The organism is Micromonospora sp. WMMD1102, assembly GCF_029626265.1.
In the GTDB taxonomy this organism is placed as follows: Bacteria; Actinomycetota; Actinomycetes; order Mycobacteriales; family Micromonosporaceae; genus Plantactinospora.
Window position 1 is genome coordinate 5,346,377 of sequence record NZ_JARUBN010000001.1, and the last position, 13,023, is coordinate 5,359,399.

Genomic DNA, 13,023 nt, shown 5'->3' on the forward strand with positions numbered 1-13,023 from the left:
CCGGCGGCCGGGCGGACCGCCCGGCCGGCGGGGCGAGCAGGGTGACGTCCCGGCTCACCGGGCGGCCGGGCCGGCCGGCGCGGACTGCCGGCCGTGCGCGGCACGGGCCCGGTGCCGCCGGGACCGCCGGGGCACCAGGCGGGCGAGCCGTGCCGAGTCGGCCTCCGCCCGCAGTTCGTCGGCGTGGGTACGGTGCAGGGTGAGCAGGAAGTGTGCGTCGGGGCTGAACATCGCTGAGCTCCAATCGGATGTGGTTCTCTTCGCTGATGTCCACTCTTCGCCGGAAGGCACCCCGGGCACATTGGTGCGCCGCCTGATCTCCGCCCGGCCACCCTCCTTAGTTCCGCCCTCCGGAGGCATCTCAGCCTCGTAAGGTCCTTACCTCGGAAGCAGCCCGGGCGGGCACCGGGGACGCGGCGCGGGGCTACTAGACTCCGTGGAATGGCAAAGGCGCAGGAGAAGGTGTCGTTCGGCCAGCGGCTGAAGCAGATCGGGATGGTGTTCTCGTTCACCGCCAAACGCGACAAGTGGTTCGTGCCGCTCGCCGTCGTCGCGGTGCTGGTCCCGATCGCGCTCACCGTGGTCGCGGTGCTGGAGTGGGGCTGGCTGTGGCTGCCGATCGGCATCCTGCTCGCCCTGCTCGCCCTGTTGATCGTGCTCAACCTGCGTTCCAACCGGGCGATGATGAACGCCGCCGAGGGGCAGCCCGGGGCGGCGGCCTCGATCCTGGAGAGCATGCGGGGTGACTGGCGGGTCACCCCGGCGGTCAGCTCCACGACCCAGATGGACATGGTGCACCTGGTCGTCGGCAAGCCCGGGGTGATCCTGCTCGGCGAGGGCAACCCGCAGCGGACCAGGAGCCTGCTCGGCCAGGAGAAGCGGCGGCTCGCCAAGGTGATCGGCACCGCCCCGCTCTACGACTACATGATCGGCCAGGGCGAGGACGAACTGTCGCTGCGCAAGCTGCGTACGACTCTGCTGCGGCTGCCGCCGAACCTCAAGGGCAAGGACGTGAACGCCCTGGACAAGCGGCTCAAGGCACTCTCGGCGGCCCGGCCGCAACTGCCGAAGGGCGCGATCCCGAAGAACATGCGCCCGCCCAAGGGCGCCTTCCGGCAGATGCGCGGCCGGTAGCCGCAGGTCGGTCGGGAGGCCGGGCTGGTAGCCCGGGTCACGAGGTGCAGGGCCGGGGGTTCGATCCGGACGGCGCGGCCGGCTGGGCCGGGGCGAGCCGGTCCGCGACCTGCCGCAGCATCGCCGCGGTGCTCCGCCGGAGCAGCCCTGGACGGCCGCCCGGGGTCGGCTCCGGGTCCGGCCGCCGGACCGGCGCGCCCGGACGGGCGGAGCGGACGTGCCGCTCGGTCGCACCGAGCGCGAGGTTGTAGCCCACGGGGTCCATGGTCACTTCCTTTCGACGGGACCGGTCGAGGCGCGGACGACCAGTTCGGTGGGGAGGAGCACCTGACGGGCGGCGGGGTCCTCGGGCGGGTCCAGCAGCAGCCGACCGGCGATCGCGCCCTTCCGCACGGCCGGTTGCCGGATAGTGGTGAGCCCGGCGGCGGCCGCCTCCGGGATGTCGTCGAAGCCGGTGACCGAGACGTCCCCGCCGGGTCGCAGTCCCCGCGCGGCGAGCGCGTCGAGCACCCCGAGCGCGAGCAGGTCGGTAACGGCCAGCACCGCCGTCGGCCGGTCCGCGCGATCGAGGGCGTACCCGGCGGCGCGCGCCCCCTCGGCCCGGCTGTTCGCCGCGGCGTGGATCAGGAGCAGGTCGCTCCAGCCGACACCGCCCTCGGCCAGCCCCTCGGCGAAACCGCGCACCCGTTCCCGGGTGACGTCGACGTCGTACCGGATGTCCGCCGGCCCGGCGAGGGTGACCGGACCGGTCCGGTGCTCGGCGACCAGGAGATCGGAGACCAACGCGACCCGGCGATGGCCCAGCCGGGCCAGGTGGCTGCCGACGTTCCGGGCGGCGCCGGCCTCGTCGATGCCCACGTACATGCTGTCCGGCCCGGCCTTCACCGGGCGTTCGGCGGCCACCAGTGGTAGGCCACGAGCCCGGGTCACGGCCAGCGCCCCGTGCGAGGCGGGTACACAGTAGACGCAGAACCCGTCGACGGCCGCGTTCCGGACCGCCTCGACGCCGGCCTGCTCGTCCGCCTCGGAGAGCGGGACCAGCAGCAGGCCGCTGCCATGCCGCTCGGCGGACTCGGCGACGCCCCGGAGGAACTGCACCGCGTACGGGTCGGTGAAGGCGTAGGAGAGTGCCGAGGTGAAGAGCACGCCGATCGCACCGACCCGGCCCCGCCGCAGTGACCGGGCCGTCGGGTCCGGACCCGGGTAACCCAGTCGGCGGGCCGCCTCGTGGATCTTCTCCCGCAGCGCCGGTGACAACTGGTCCGGCCGGCTGTACGCGTTGGAGACCGTACTGCGGGAGACGCCTACGGCGTCGGCCACGGTCTGCAGTGTCGGCTTCACCGATCCGCCTTCTGTATCGATCCAGTAGCCCTTCTGGATCGATACAGTACGCCCCCACAGCACACTCCGCCAGGCACATTCCGGACAGAATTCGACGCCCCGCGCCCGACACACCTCCACCGCGAGCCGCCGCACGCTCGACCTGGACACCAGAGGCGTTACGCAGGGCCGGTAACGCCTCTGGTGTCCAGGTGAGCGGTCAGGCAACCGCGAGCGGCGGACCAGCGAGCGCGGGGCGGGCAGCGGGTGGGGCGGTCAGCGGGTGGGGCGGGTTGACGGGATCGTCAGCACGATCGAGCCGGCCGCCCGGTCGTGCAGGCCACGGTTGCGCTCGTCCATGATCAGTGCCGGTATCACCAGCCCGAGCAGGGCGCCCCGGAGCAGCGCGCGGAGCACGCCGATCCGGCCGCCGTCGGCGTACCGGACGCAGTGCAGCCGGCACACCCACATGCCCGGCGTCTGCGCGAAGAGGCCGATGAAGAAGCCGTACACCACGACGAGGGTGAGGACCGGCGCCCAGCCGTCGGAGATCGGGTCGGCATAGAGGTTGGTGGCCAGGAGGCAGAGAATCCAGTCGATGCTCAGCGCGGCGAACCGGCGAGCCAGGGTCGGCGGCGGGCCGGTCGGGTCGACCGCCGGGCCGGGCGGGACGGGGCTGTGCTGCTGAGCTGCCACGGTCAACCAGGGTAGCGGCCAGCGGCGGCGCCCTGGCGCGGCTCCACCGACCGGGACCCCGGTCACCTGCCCGGACAGTGCTATCCCGACGGCGACGACCGGAGAAGACAAACTGGGCCAACCGGCTAAACCGGAGTATCATCCCACCAGGCCCGAGCGACCACCTGCGGGGATCACGCTCCGCAGATGACGTAACACGGCAGAAACATCAGAGACATGCTCGGGCAATCGCATGGCCATAGCGTCGCCACCAGCCTAGCCATCAGTGGACGTGCCAGGAGGACGTGTGTTCGCCAACCCCGAGGAACTCCTGCGATACCTCAAGAACGAGGACGTGCGGTTCGTCGATGTACGTTTTTGTGACCTGCCCGGCGTGATGCAGCACTTCAACCTGCCGGTCGAGTCGTTCGACGAATCGGTCTTCACCGACGGTCTCGCCTTCGACGGATCGTCGATCCGTGGCTTCCAGGCGATCCACGAGTCGGACATGCTGCTGCTGCCCGACGTCGCCACCGCCTTCATCGATCCCTTCCGGACGCAGAAGACGCTGGCGCTGAACTTCTTCATCCACGACCCGTTCACCCGCGAGGCGTACTCGCGGGACCCGCGCAACGTGGCGAAGAAGGCGGAGGCGTACCTCGCCGCCAGCGGCATCGCCGACACCGCGTACTTCGGCCCGGAGGCCGAGTTCTACATCTTCGACTCCGTCCGGCACGAGACCTCGGCGCACCAGGCGTTCTACTACATCGACTCGATCGAGGGTGCCTGGAACACCGGCCGCGAGGAGGAGGGCGGCAACCGGGGCTACAAGACGCCGTACAAGGGCGGCTACTTCCCGGTCCCGCCGGTCGACCACTACGCCGACCTGCGCGACCAGATCGTCCAGCAGCTGCTGGGCGCCGGGTTCACCGTCGAGCGCTCGCACCACGAGGTGGGCACCGCCGGCCAGGCTGAGATCAACTACAGGTTCTCCACCCTGCTGCACGCGGGCGACCAGCTCCAGCTCTTCAAGTACATCGTGAAGAACACCGCCTGGGCGGCCGGCAAGACGGCGACCTTCATGCCCAAGCCGCTCTTCGGCGACAACGGCTCCGGCATGCACACCCACCAGAGCCTGTGGCTGAACGGCGAGCCGCTGTTCTACGACGAGACCGGGTACGCCGGCCTGTCGGACACCGCCCGCTGGTACATCGGTGGCCTGCTGCACCACGCCCCGTCGCTGCTGGCCTTCACCAACCCGACGGTCAACTCGTACCGCCGGCTGGTGCCGGGCTTCGAGGCCCCGGTCAACCTGGTCTACTCGCAGCGGAACCGCTCCGCCTGCACCCGGATCCCGGTCACCGGCAGCAACGCCAAGGCCAAGCGGGTCGAGTTCCGGGTGCCGGACCCGTCCGCCAACGTCTACCTGGCCTTCTCGGCCATGATGATGGCCGGCCTGGACGGCATCAAGAGCAAGATCGAGCCGCCGGAGCCGATCGACAAGGACCTCTACGACCTCCCGCCGGAGGAGTGGGGCTCGGTCAAGCAGGTCCCGGGCTCGCTGCCCGAGGTGCTGGACTCGCTGGAGGCCGACCACGACTTCCTGCTGGAGGGTGGCGTCTTCACCCCCGACCTGATCTCCACCTGGGTCGAGTGGAAGCGGGCGAACGAGGTCGACCCGGTCCGGCTCCGGCCGACCCCGCACGAGTTCGCGATGTACTTCGACGTCTGATCCCGGACGTCGGCCCGGTCCCGTGCCTCTCGCACGGACCCGGGCAGTGCGGCACCGACACGTCCGACGCGCCGCCGACCAAGCCCCGCCCGGGGCCCGGTCGGCGGCGCGTCCGCGTTTCCAGCGCCGGTCAGGGTGCAGACCGGTAGCGCCGGACAGCCGGACCGCCGGTGTGGACGGGACGGCAAGGCGACGCGCCGATAGCTTTCCCACCGATATAGCTCGGCTACCGATATATTCGGGTCATGACCACACCCGTTCCGCTACGGGAACCCACGTTCCTGATCCTCACCGCCCTGGCCCGGGAGCCGATGCACGGCTACGGCATCGTCACCGAGGTCGCCGCGCTCTCCGACGGCCGCCTTACGCTGCGCCCCGGCACCCTCTACGGTGCCCTCGACCGGCTCACCGACGAGGGCCTGGTCGAGCCGGACCGGGAGGAGGTCGTGGGCGGCCGGCTGCGCCGCTACTACCGGCTGACCGACTCCGGCGGCACCGTGCTGGCCGCCGAGACCGAACGGCTGCGCCGCAACGTCGAGGCGGCCAGCCAACGCCTACGAGCCCGTGACGCCCGAGCCTCGGAGGACTCGGCTGTCGTCCCTGTCCGTGAAGCGCCGGCGATCCGCCCCGCCATCCGGCTCGCGGGAGGCGCGGCATGACCGAGCAGCCCGGAAGGACCGAGCAGCCCGGCGGGCCTGAACACCCCGCCGGGACCGCGCAGGACGGTACGACCGCCGAGGCGGGTCCGCTGGAGCGGCGCTACCGGCGACTGCTGTACGCGTACCCGAACCGCTACCGGTCGAGCCGGGGCGACGAACTGGTCGGGACGTACCTCGATCTGGTGGAACCGGATCGGCGCTGGCCCTCACCGCGCGACGCCGTCGACATGTTGCGTGGCGGGCTGCGGCAGCGGCTGCGCGAGCAGGGCGCCCTCGGACTCGCCGCCGGCCTGCCGGTCGCCGCGACGACCGCGCTGAGCATGCTCGCGGCGCTGGCGGCGTTCCTGCTCGTCCAGGTCGAGTTCACGAACATGCCGGCCGACGTGCTGCCCGCGCTGGTCGGTCCGGCGCAGACCCTCGGCGTCTTCCTCTGGGCCGGCTGGCTACTGGCCGCGCTCGCCACGGCGGTGCTGCCGGCCCGCTGGGCGCGTCGGGGTGTCGCCGCCGCCGTCCTGCTGACGCTGATCCTGATTCCGGCCGCACCGCTGGCCGGGCTGCCCCGGCCACCGCTCTACGTGCTCGTCCCGGTGTTGGCATTCGGCCTTACGGCGCTGGCGCTGCCCGCCCACCCCGGCTGGGCGGGCCGGATCCTGCCACCGCTCGGGGCGCTGACCGGGATGGCCGTGGCCGCGCTGTTCGAGGTCGCCGAAGGCGGCGGAAACTGGTTCACCAGCTACAACTCCACGGTCGAGGTCCTCGGCATGGCGGGTGTTGGGTTGGTCGGGCTGGCGCTGGCCCTCGGGCTCGTCCGGGCGGTCACCGGTGACAGCCGGGCCCTGTGGTCGGTCGTCCTGCTGGTGACCCCGGCCGGTCTGCTCGCGATCCGACCGATCACCGAGTGGTACTGGGGCGGCGCCCCCACCTGGTCCGAACTCGCCGCCACCACCGTCGTGCTCGCGCTGGTCGGCGCGGGCGTGCTACTTGCCGTGGTCGCCTGGCACGGCGCCCGGTACCGGGCGGTCCGGGCACGCTCTGCCGGCAACCCGTGCCCGACCTGCGGACACGTCTCCGAGGTCGGGCAGCAGGCCGACGCCGGAAGAGGCTGGGCAGCGCCCTGATCAGCTCGGCGCCTCGGACAACCCGGGCGCCCCTGGAGCGGAGCCGGACCACCGCGCCCGACTCTGCGGGCAATCCCCGTTCAGGGGTGGAAATGGAGTACTCGCCTGTCCCCGACCGGTTCACCAGGCCGGTCGGGGACTTCGGCGCGCCGTCGCTGCAACGGCGGCGCGCAGGGCCCGGACGTCGACCCTCACCCCTCACTCACTACTGCGACCGATCGACAGGTGTGGCTCTTGGCTTCCGGCACGTCCCGGACAGTCGAGTCGCGGGTGTCGCGTGCGTGTTTCGAGCGGCCCGCGCAGCCGTACGTCGGCGGGCTGAAGACCGAGACTGGCTGACGCCGGGAGATGTCCCAGCTCGCGTCAGTGCCGCACCGAGCCGGCGGCTGAGGTCGTCCAGCTCACTCGAACGTCGTTGCGTGTGCCGGATCGCCCGGATGGGAAGAGGACAGCGATGGGCGGCAGATGGCAGACGGCAAAGCGGATCACCAGGGCGGCGTTCCGGCCGATCCGGGACAGTGATCTCTCCCTGCACGCCGCCGCGATCACGTTCTTCGGGGCGATCGCGGTGGTACCCGTGGCGCTGCTGGCCATCTGGCTGACCGGCCGGGCAGCCGGGGCCGACCGGGTCCGCCAGCTCACCGCGTACGCGGTGGAGACCCTGCCGACCGCGATCGGCGCGCCCGGGGCGGTGGCCGCGCTGGTCGAGGCCGGGCTGGGCCTCACCCCGCTGCTGGCGCTCGCCTCGCTGCTGCCCGCCTCGCTGTACGGCGAAGGGCTGCGTCGGGCGTTCGTCTCGGTGGTGGCCCACCAGGACGAGTCGGCCGCCCTGGTCGGCTGGCGGGGGCGGCTGCTCCTGCTACCACTGCTCGCCCCCGCGCCGGCGCTGCTGCTGTTCGTCCTGATGGCCCTGCCGACCACCACCCGACTGGTCCGGCAGGGCGGTCTGATCGGCACGGTAGGCGTCGTGCTCTCCTTCCTGGCGGTCTGGTTGGTGCTCACCCCGGTGCTGCTCTGGGTGTTCCGGGTGGTCGGGCCGGCCTCCCCGGACTGGCTCTCCGCCCTCGGGGTGGGGTCGTTCACCGCCGCGAACCTCTCCGGATTCCTGCACGGCTTCGTGCTGTTCTGCTCGCTGCCACTCGACCTGGGCGTGCCGTTCGGCGGGTTCGACGAGATCGGCGCCGGGGTGGCGGTGCTGCTGTGGCTGTACCTGTTCCACGTGATCGTGCTGTCCGGCTATTCCGCCACCCTCGCGCTGAGCCGCTGGCGGGCCCGAAAATGAAGCCGTCGGGTCAACTCGTCGCGGTCGGCCCGTCAGCGAGTTTGGCGGTCAGTTCGCGTACCACGTCGACAAGCAGGTCGATGTCGGCCTCCGTGGTGCGCCAGTTCACGATCGCCGGGCGGAGCGCGATCCGGCCGTCGTAGACGGTGGTGCCGACGAAGACCCGGCCGTCGTCGAGCAGTGCCGCGCCGAGCCGCCGGTTGAGGTCGTCGAGTTCGTCCGCCGACACGTGCGGCGGGGCGGCCCGGAAGCAGACGATGCAGAGTGGCACCTCGGCCAACCGTTCCAGCTCCGGCGCCTCGTCGACAAGTCGGGCGAGCCGCTGGGCCAGGTCGAGTTGCCGCTCCACCATCGCCCGGTGCCCCTCCCGCCCGTACGCGGCCAGGGTCGCCCAGATCGGCATCGACCGGGCCCGGCGGGACGACTCCGGCCCGTGCAGGGCGTAGTCGACCGGTCCCGGCTGCCCACCGGACCACAGTGGACTTCCCGGCCCCGGCAGGTACGTCGTACCGGGCATCCCGAACGCGACCGGCAGCCGGGCCGGCTCGCGGAGGAAGGCGAAACCGCTCTCGTACGGCACGTTCAGCCACTTGTGCGCGTCACAGGCGATCGAGTCGGCCCGCTCGATCCCGCGCAGCAGCCCGGCGGTCCGGGGCGAGAGTGCGGCGAACATCCCGAACGCCGCGTCCACGTGCAGCCAGGCGCCGTACCGCTCGGCGAGGTCGGCGAGCGCGTCGACCGGGTCGAAGTCGCCCGCGTTCACCTCACCGGCGTTGGCGATCAGCACCGCCGGCCCGTCGATAGCGGCGAGCCGCCGCTCGATCGCCGACAGGTCGACCCGGCCCACCCGGTCCCGGGCGTACACCTGGGCGGTGTCCCGGCCGTGGCCGAGCATCTGCAACGCCTTGCGCGAGCTGGCGTGCAGGTAGCCGCCGGAGAGCACCGGCATCCGGGGCAGCGTGACCAGGCCGTCCGCCGCGACGTCCACGCCGTGCTGCTCGGCCCACCAGTGCGTGGCGACGGCCAGCGAGGTGAAGTTCGCGAAGGTGGCGCTGGCGACCAGCGCCCCGCCGTACCCGTCGGGTAGGCCGAACAGTTCGCGCAGCCAGCGCAGCGCGATCGTCTCCAGCTCGGCGGCGAGCGCGGAGGAGGCCCGGAAGGCGGCGTTCTGGTCGAGCAGCGCGGCGGTCCAGTCACCGGCCAGGGCCGCCGGGGTGGCGCCGCCGATGACGAAGTGGAAGAAGCGCGGACCGGCCGAGTGGGTCGCGGCGGTGGTGCCGACCCGGAGCAGCCGGTCCAGGGCGGCGGCCGAGCCGACGCCGCGCTCCGGCAGGCCGCCGTCGCCTGCGCCCACCTCGGCGAGTTCCCGCAACAGGTGTTCGGTGGCCGGGTCGCGCACCGGGCGGTCGGCAAGCGAGTCCAGGTACGGGCCGGCGGCGGCCCAGACCTGCTCCAGCGCCGCCGTCCGGTCCCGATCGTGCAGCGGATCACCCATGCCAACCTCCGGAACCGATCTCGCGGGCAGTGCCACGGGCCAGCCTGCCATCGACCTAGCCAGTTGGGCACAGCCAATCAGCGCGCGGTGGCCGCCCGGAACAGCCTGCGGCGTCGTTGTGCGAAACAGCACAGCACCGGCACGGCGGCGCGGTGCCGATGCTTGCCGCCGATCCGCTGAGTCGCGTAACCGACTCGGCTTTGTCACGCCGACGGCGGAACACCGGACGTACGATGTGCGTCGCTGTCTCGCTGCCGACGGGCGGGAGGACGACCGATGCCGGTGCTGGAAAGCGCGGTGGCCAGCCTGGCGAAGGCCGTGGCCACTCAGGCGGCGATCCAATGGCTCGCCGCCCGCCGGGATCGGGGTGACAGCTCCCGTGCCCTGTCCGAGTTGCTGACGCTGAGTTTCCGGGACCGGTTAGTGCGTCGGAAGGTCGAATCCCAGATCGAGAGCGTCGCGACGGACATCGCCAGCCGGATCGAGCGCCTTTTCGAGGCGGATGGCGTCGACCTGCCGGATCACGAGTCGACGGCGGCGCTGGAGGCGGTCGCCCGGACGTTCACCGCCGAAGCCCTCAGCGACGAGACGCTGCTCGCCGCCGACGCCGACCCCGCCGAACTGATCCGGCGGCTGCGTCCGGTACTGGCGAGCAAGATGCGGGTGGCCGGCCTGAGCGAGGCTGCGGAGCGGCTGGCCGCACGGGTGTTGGAGGATTGCGTACCCTGCTATGTGCAGATGGTCCGCCATTTGCCGCAGTTCACCAACCGGGCCAGCCAGGAAAGCCTGGTCCGGCTCTCCCGGATCTCGTTCGACCTGGCCGAGATCCTGGCCCGGCTGCCGGCGCCGAGAGCTGGCGAGCCCACGCCGGACGACGACGAGTTCGTCTCACGCTACCTGCGGTTCGTGTCGGAGCACTACGACCAACTCGAACTCTTCGGCGTGGACGTGCGCAACTACGCGCCGGAGACGACGCTGAGCATCGCGTACCTGAGCTTGGCCGTCTCCGACCTCGACGGCGCGCGCCCGGCGCCGCGACCCCGGCAGCCGGCGGGCGTCCCGCCAGGACGGGGTTCGTTCTTCCGGAGCGGCCGCAAGGACGACGAGCACGACGGACGGACCGGGCTGCGGGTGGAGAGCGCGCTCGGCCGGGCCCGGCGCATCCTGATCCGGGGAGCGGCCGGCTCCGGCAAGAGCACCCTGCTGCGCTGGCTGGCGGTCACCGCTGCCCGCCAGGGTTTCACCGGCGAGTTGCGAGACTGGAATGGGCGGACCCCCTTCCTGGTGAAGCTGCGTAGCTACGCCGCCCGTCCGTTGCCGCCCGTCGGGGCGCTGCTCGGCGATGACATCGCGCAGTTCGCCGCCGAAGCACCCGATGGCCTGGTCGAACGGATCTTCGCCGCCGGCCGAGCGCTGCTGCTGGTCGACGGAGTCGACGAGTTGGTCCGCGCCCAGCGCACCCAGGTACGCCAGTGGCTGCGCCGCCTTCTCGACCGGTACCCGAACGTGATCGTGGTGGTGACCTCCCGGCCGAGTGGCGCACCGGCCCGCTGGCTCACCAACGAGGGCTTCCTCGCGGTCATGTTGGAGCGGATGAGCCCGGCCGACATCGTCGAGTTCGTCCGGCGCTGGCATCGGGCGACCAGCGGCGCCCGGCATCTGCCGTGTGAGCCGGCGAAGCTCCCCCGCTATCAGCGCCGGCTGCTCGCCCGGCTGGACGCCAACCACCACCTGCGGGGTCTGGCGACGAATCCCCTGATGTGCGCGATGCTCTGCGCGCTGAACCTGGACCGACGCGACGACCTGCCGCACGACCGGATCAACCTCTACCGGGCCGCGTTGGAGATGCTGCTCGAGCGTCGGGACACCGCCCGGAACGTGCCGGCCTACCAGCGGGTCGGGCTCGGTGCCCGGGACGCCATGTTGCTGTTGCAGGACCTCGCCTGGCGACTCACCCTCGCCAACCACTCCGAGCTGGACACTACCCAAGCGCAGGCACACATACGCCGCAAGCTGGCAACCATGCCGAACGTGACCGCCGAGCCAGACGACGTCTTCGAGCACCTGCTCGATCGCAGTGGCGTACTGAAGGACGTGGCCGAGGACCGGATTTCTTTTGTACACCGGACCTTCCAGGAATACCTGGCTGCGAAGGAGGTCGCCGAGGAGAACTACATCGACGTACTGGCCGAGCACGCCACCCGGGACATGTGGCGGGAGACGGTGGTGATGACCGCCGGGCTGGCCAACAGCGAATACCGGCAGCGGCTGGTCAACCGGCTGCTCGACCGGGCCGATACGGGGTCCGGCCGGCGCGCCCGCTGGCTGCGGCTACTCGCCGGGGCCTGCGTGGAGACCGCCCCCGCACTGCCGGTCCGCACGCTCGACCGGATCGATGCCAGCCTGGCCGAGCTGGTGCCGCCGAGGAGCGCGATCGAGTCCCGGTCGCTGGCACTGGCCGGGGAACGCGTCCTCCATCTCCTTCCCGACGACCTCGGCCCGCTCTCGGAGAGCGTTGCCGCCGCCACCGTCGACACCGCCGCCTTCGTCGGCGGGCCGGCCGCACTCCGCAAACTCGGCCGCTATGGCCGGGACGAGCGGCCTCGGGTGGTGAAGAGCCTGATCGAGGCAGCGAAGCACTTCGAACCCGACGAGTACGGAAGGCTCGTCCTTGCCGACTCGCCTCTGCAGGACGGCTGGGTAGAGGTAGACGACTGGACGATGCCCATGCTGAACTCCCTGCGCAAACTTCAGAAGGTCACCATCACGACGGAAGACCCAGCGAGCGCCGTACGTGAACTACCGGATCTGCGGGGACTGCTCCTGTTGTCTCCGCGTACGACGTTCGTCGACGAACGGATCGAGCTCGATTTCCTGGATCGGCACCCGGCCATGGAGACGTTGGCCCTGCGTTGGGCCTGCGCTCCCCGACACTTGCCGGCCACCATGAATGCGCTGAGCGAACTCGAGCTGTGGCTCGGGAGTTCAGAGGAGCTGATGCCGGACCTCGAATGGGTAGACCGCTTTCCGCGCCTGAGGACGCTCAGCCTTCAGGGCCTCGGGCATGTTCCCTACCACTTTCATCTCCTAGCCCAACTGCCGGAGCTCAACACACTCGCACTCAGTGTTCCCACCGGCGCAGGGATATTGAACGACACGGAATTCCTAGGCTCACTACCGAAGCTGACAGCCCTGTACCTCGACGACTGTTCGGATCCTCGGGTACTTCACCACATAGCCACACACCAAGGCAGCCTGACCATTCTGCGTCTGATGTACCTGGACGTACCCACTCTCGACTTGACGACCATGGCCGAACTACCACTCGTCAGCCTCGACCTCTACGGCCACAAAGGCACTCTGGACCTCCGACCACTGGCCAACCATCCAACCCTTACCACCCTCAACATCGGCGGATTGAGTCAATCGACTGACCTGTCACCACTTGCATCCGTACCTCAGCTCGCATCCCTGTCGTTGCACGCTACCCCGCAACTGGACCTGGCACCCTTGGCCGGGAACCGCCGGCTGATCGTGATGGCAAATTCCGACCAGACAATCCGTAACGCCGCGGGGGTACGTATCAAGCGGCAATGACCTGGCATGTC

At 71.0% G+C, this 13,023-nt stretch carries 11 protein-coding genes and 1 pseudogene; 7 read left to right on the forward strand and 5 right to left on the reverse strand.

Annotation, left to right across the window (positions count from 1 at the left end; genetic code table 11):
- Positions 1 to 54: 54 nt before the first annotated feature.
- Positions 55 to 231: a hypothetical protein gene (locus O7626_RS23910; RefSeq protein WP_278063345.1), complete on the reverse strand. Its 177-nt coding sequence runs from the start codon at positions 229 to 231 to the stop codon at positions 55 to 57.
- A 210-nt stretch (positions 232 to 441) separates the two neighbouring features.
- Here O7626_RS23910 and O7626_RS23915 point away from each other — a divergent pair, with 210 nt between their 5' ends.
- Positions 442 to 1,134: a DUF4191 domain-containing protein gene (locus tag O7626_RS23915; RefSeq protein ID WP_278063346.1), complete on the forward strand. Its 693-nt coding sequence runs from the start codon at positions 442 to 444 to the stop codon at positions 1,132 to 1,134.
- A 37-nt stretch (positions 1,135 to 1,171) separates the two neighbouring features.
- Here the strand turns inward: O7626_RS23915 and O7626_RS23920 are convergent, their stop codons facing one another.
- The 3 genes from O7626_RS23920 to O7626_RS23930 form a co-directional block, all read right to left on the reverse strand.
- Complete coding sequence (locus O7626_RS23920; RefSeq protein ID WP_278063347.1) at positions 1,172 to 1,399, reverse strand: hypothetical protein; 228 nt, start codon at positions 1,397 to 1,399, stop codon at positions 1,172 to 1,174.
- A gap of 2 nt (positions 1,400 to 1,401) precedes the next feature.
- Complete coding sequence (locus tag O7626_RS23925; RefSeq protein WP_278063348.1) at positions 1,402 to 2,475, reverse strand: LacI family DNA-binding transcriptional regulator; 1,074 nt, start codon at positions 2,473 to 2,475, stop codon at positions 1,402 to 1,404.
- Positions 2,476 to 2,730: 255 nt separating this feature from the next.
- Positions 2,731 to 3,156, reverse strand: coding sequence for an RDD family protein (locus tag O7626_RS23930; RefSeq protein ID WP_278066288.1), 426 nt, complete (start codon positions 3,154 to 3,156; stop codon positions 2,731 to 2,733).
- Between the two features lie 280 nt (positions 3,157 to 3,436).
- Between O7626_RS23930 and glnA the strand changes: the two genes are divergently transcribed.
- From glnA to O7626_RS23950, 5 genes and pseudogenes are all read left to right on the forward strand, one after another.
- Positions 3,437 to 4,861, forward strand: coding sequence for a type I glutamate--ammonia ligase (glnA, locus tag O7626_RS23935; protein WP_278063349.1), 1,425 nt, complete (start codon positions 3,437 to 3,439; stop codon positions 4,859 to 4,861).
- 245 nt (positions 4,862 to 5,106) lie between these two features.
- The gene (locus O7626_RS23940) at positions 5,107 to 5,520 is read left to right on the forward strand and encodes a helix-turn-helix transcriptional regulator (protein WP_278063350.1); all 414 of its coding nucleotides are present in this window, start codon (positions 5,107 to 5,109) and stop codon (positions 5,518 to 5,520) included.
- Positions 5,517 to 6,638 carry a GlsB/YeaQ/YmgE family stress response membrane protein gene (locus tag O7626_RS23945; RefSeq protein ID WP_278063351.1) on the forward strand — a complete coding sequence of 374 codons (1,122 nt, stop codon included), beginning with the start codon at positions 5,517 to 5,519 and terminating at the stop codon, positions 6,636 to 6,638. The genes O7626_RS23940 and O7626_RS23945 overlap by 4 nt, the downstream gene beginning before the upstream one ends.
- 236 nt (positions 6,639 to 6,874) lie before the next feature.
- Positions 6,875 to 6,977 (forward strand): annotated as a pseudogene (locus O7626_RS41570) (GCN5 family acetyltransferase); the annotation flags it as partial.
- A gap of 115 nt (positions 6,978 to 7,092) precedes the next feature.
- On the forward strand, positions 7,093 to 7,920 hold the full coding sequence (locus O7626_RS23950) for a YhjD/YihY/BrkB family envelope integrity protein (protein WP_278063352.1): 828 nt from the start codon (positions 7,093 to 7,095) through the stop codon (positions 7,918 to 7,920).
- 10 nt (positions 7,921 to 7,930) lie between these two features.
- Here the strand turns inward: O7626_RS23950 and O7626_RS23955 are convergent, their stop codons facing one another.
- Positions 7,931 to 9,415 (reverse strand): pyridoxal-dependent decarboxylase, encoded by a 1,485-nt coding sequence (locus O7626_RS23955; RefSeq protein ID WP_278063353.1) that lies wholly within the window; start codon positions 9,413 to 9,415, stop codon positions 7,931 to 7,933.
- Positions 9,416 to 9,691: 276 nt separating this feature from the next.
- Between O7626_RS23955 and O7626_RS23960 the strand changes: the two genes are divergently transcribed.
- Entirely contained in the window at positions 9,692 to 13,012 is a 3,321-nt protein-coding gene (locus O7626_RS23960) for an NACHT domain-containing protein (protein WP_278063354.1), read from the forward strand.
- Positions 13,013 to 13,023: the final 11 nt, after the last annotated feature.

Coding starts and splice junctions, on each gene's coding strand:
- O7626_RS23945 (WP_278063351.1), top strand. CDS start 5,517: ATGACCGAGCAGCCCGGAAGGACCGAGCAGCCCGGCGGGCCTGAACAC.
- O7626_RS23960 (WP_278063354.1), top strand. CDS start 9,692: ATGCCGGTGCTGGAAAGCGCGGTGGCCAGCCTGGCGAAGGCCGTGGCC.
- O7626_RS23955 (WP_278063353.1), bottom strand. CDS start 9,415: ATGGGTGATCCGCTGCACGATCGGGACCGGACGGCGGCGCTGGAGCAG.
- O7626_RS23950 (WP_278063352.1), top strand. CDS start 7,093: ATGGGCGGCAGATGGCAGACGGCAAAGCGGATCACCAGGGCGGCGTTC.
- O7626_RS23920 (WP_278063347.1), bottom strand. CDS start 1,399: ATGGACCCCGTGGGCTACAACCTCGCGCTCGGTGCGACCGAGCGGCAC.
- O7626_RS23910 (WP_278063345.1), bottom strand. CDS start 231: ATGTTCAGCCCCGACGCACACTTCCTGCTCACCCTGCACCGTACCCAC.
- O7626_RS23940 (WP_278063350.1), top strand. CDS start 5,107: ATGACCACACCCGTTCCGCTACGGGAACCCACGTTCCTGATCCTCACC.
- O7626_RS23915 (WP_278063346.1), top strand. CDS start 442: ATGGCAAAGGCGCAGGAGAAGGTGTCGTTCGGCCAGCGGCTGAAGCAG.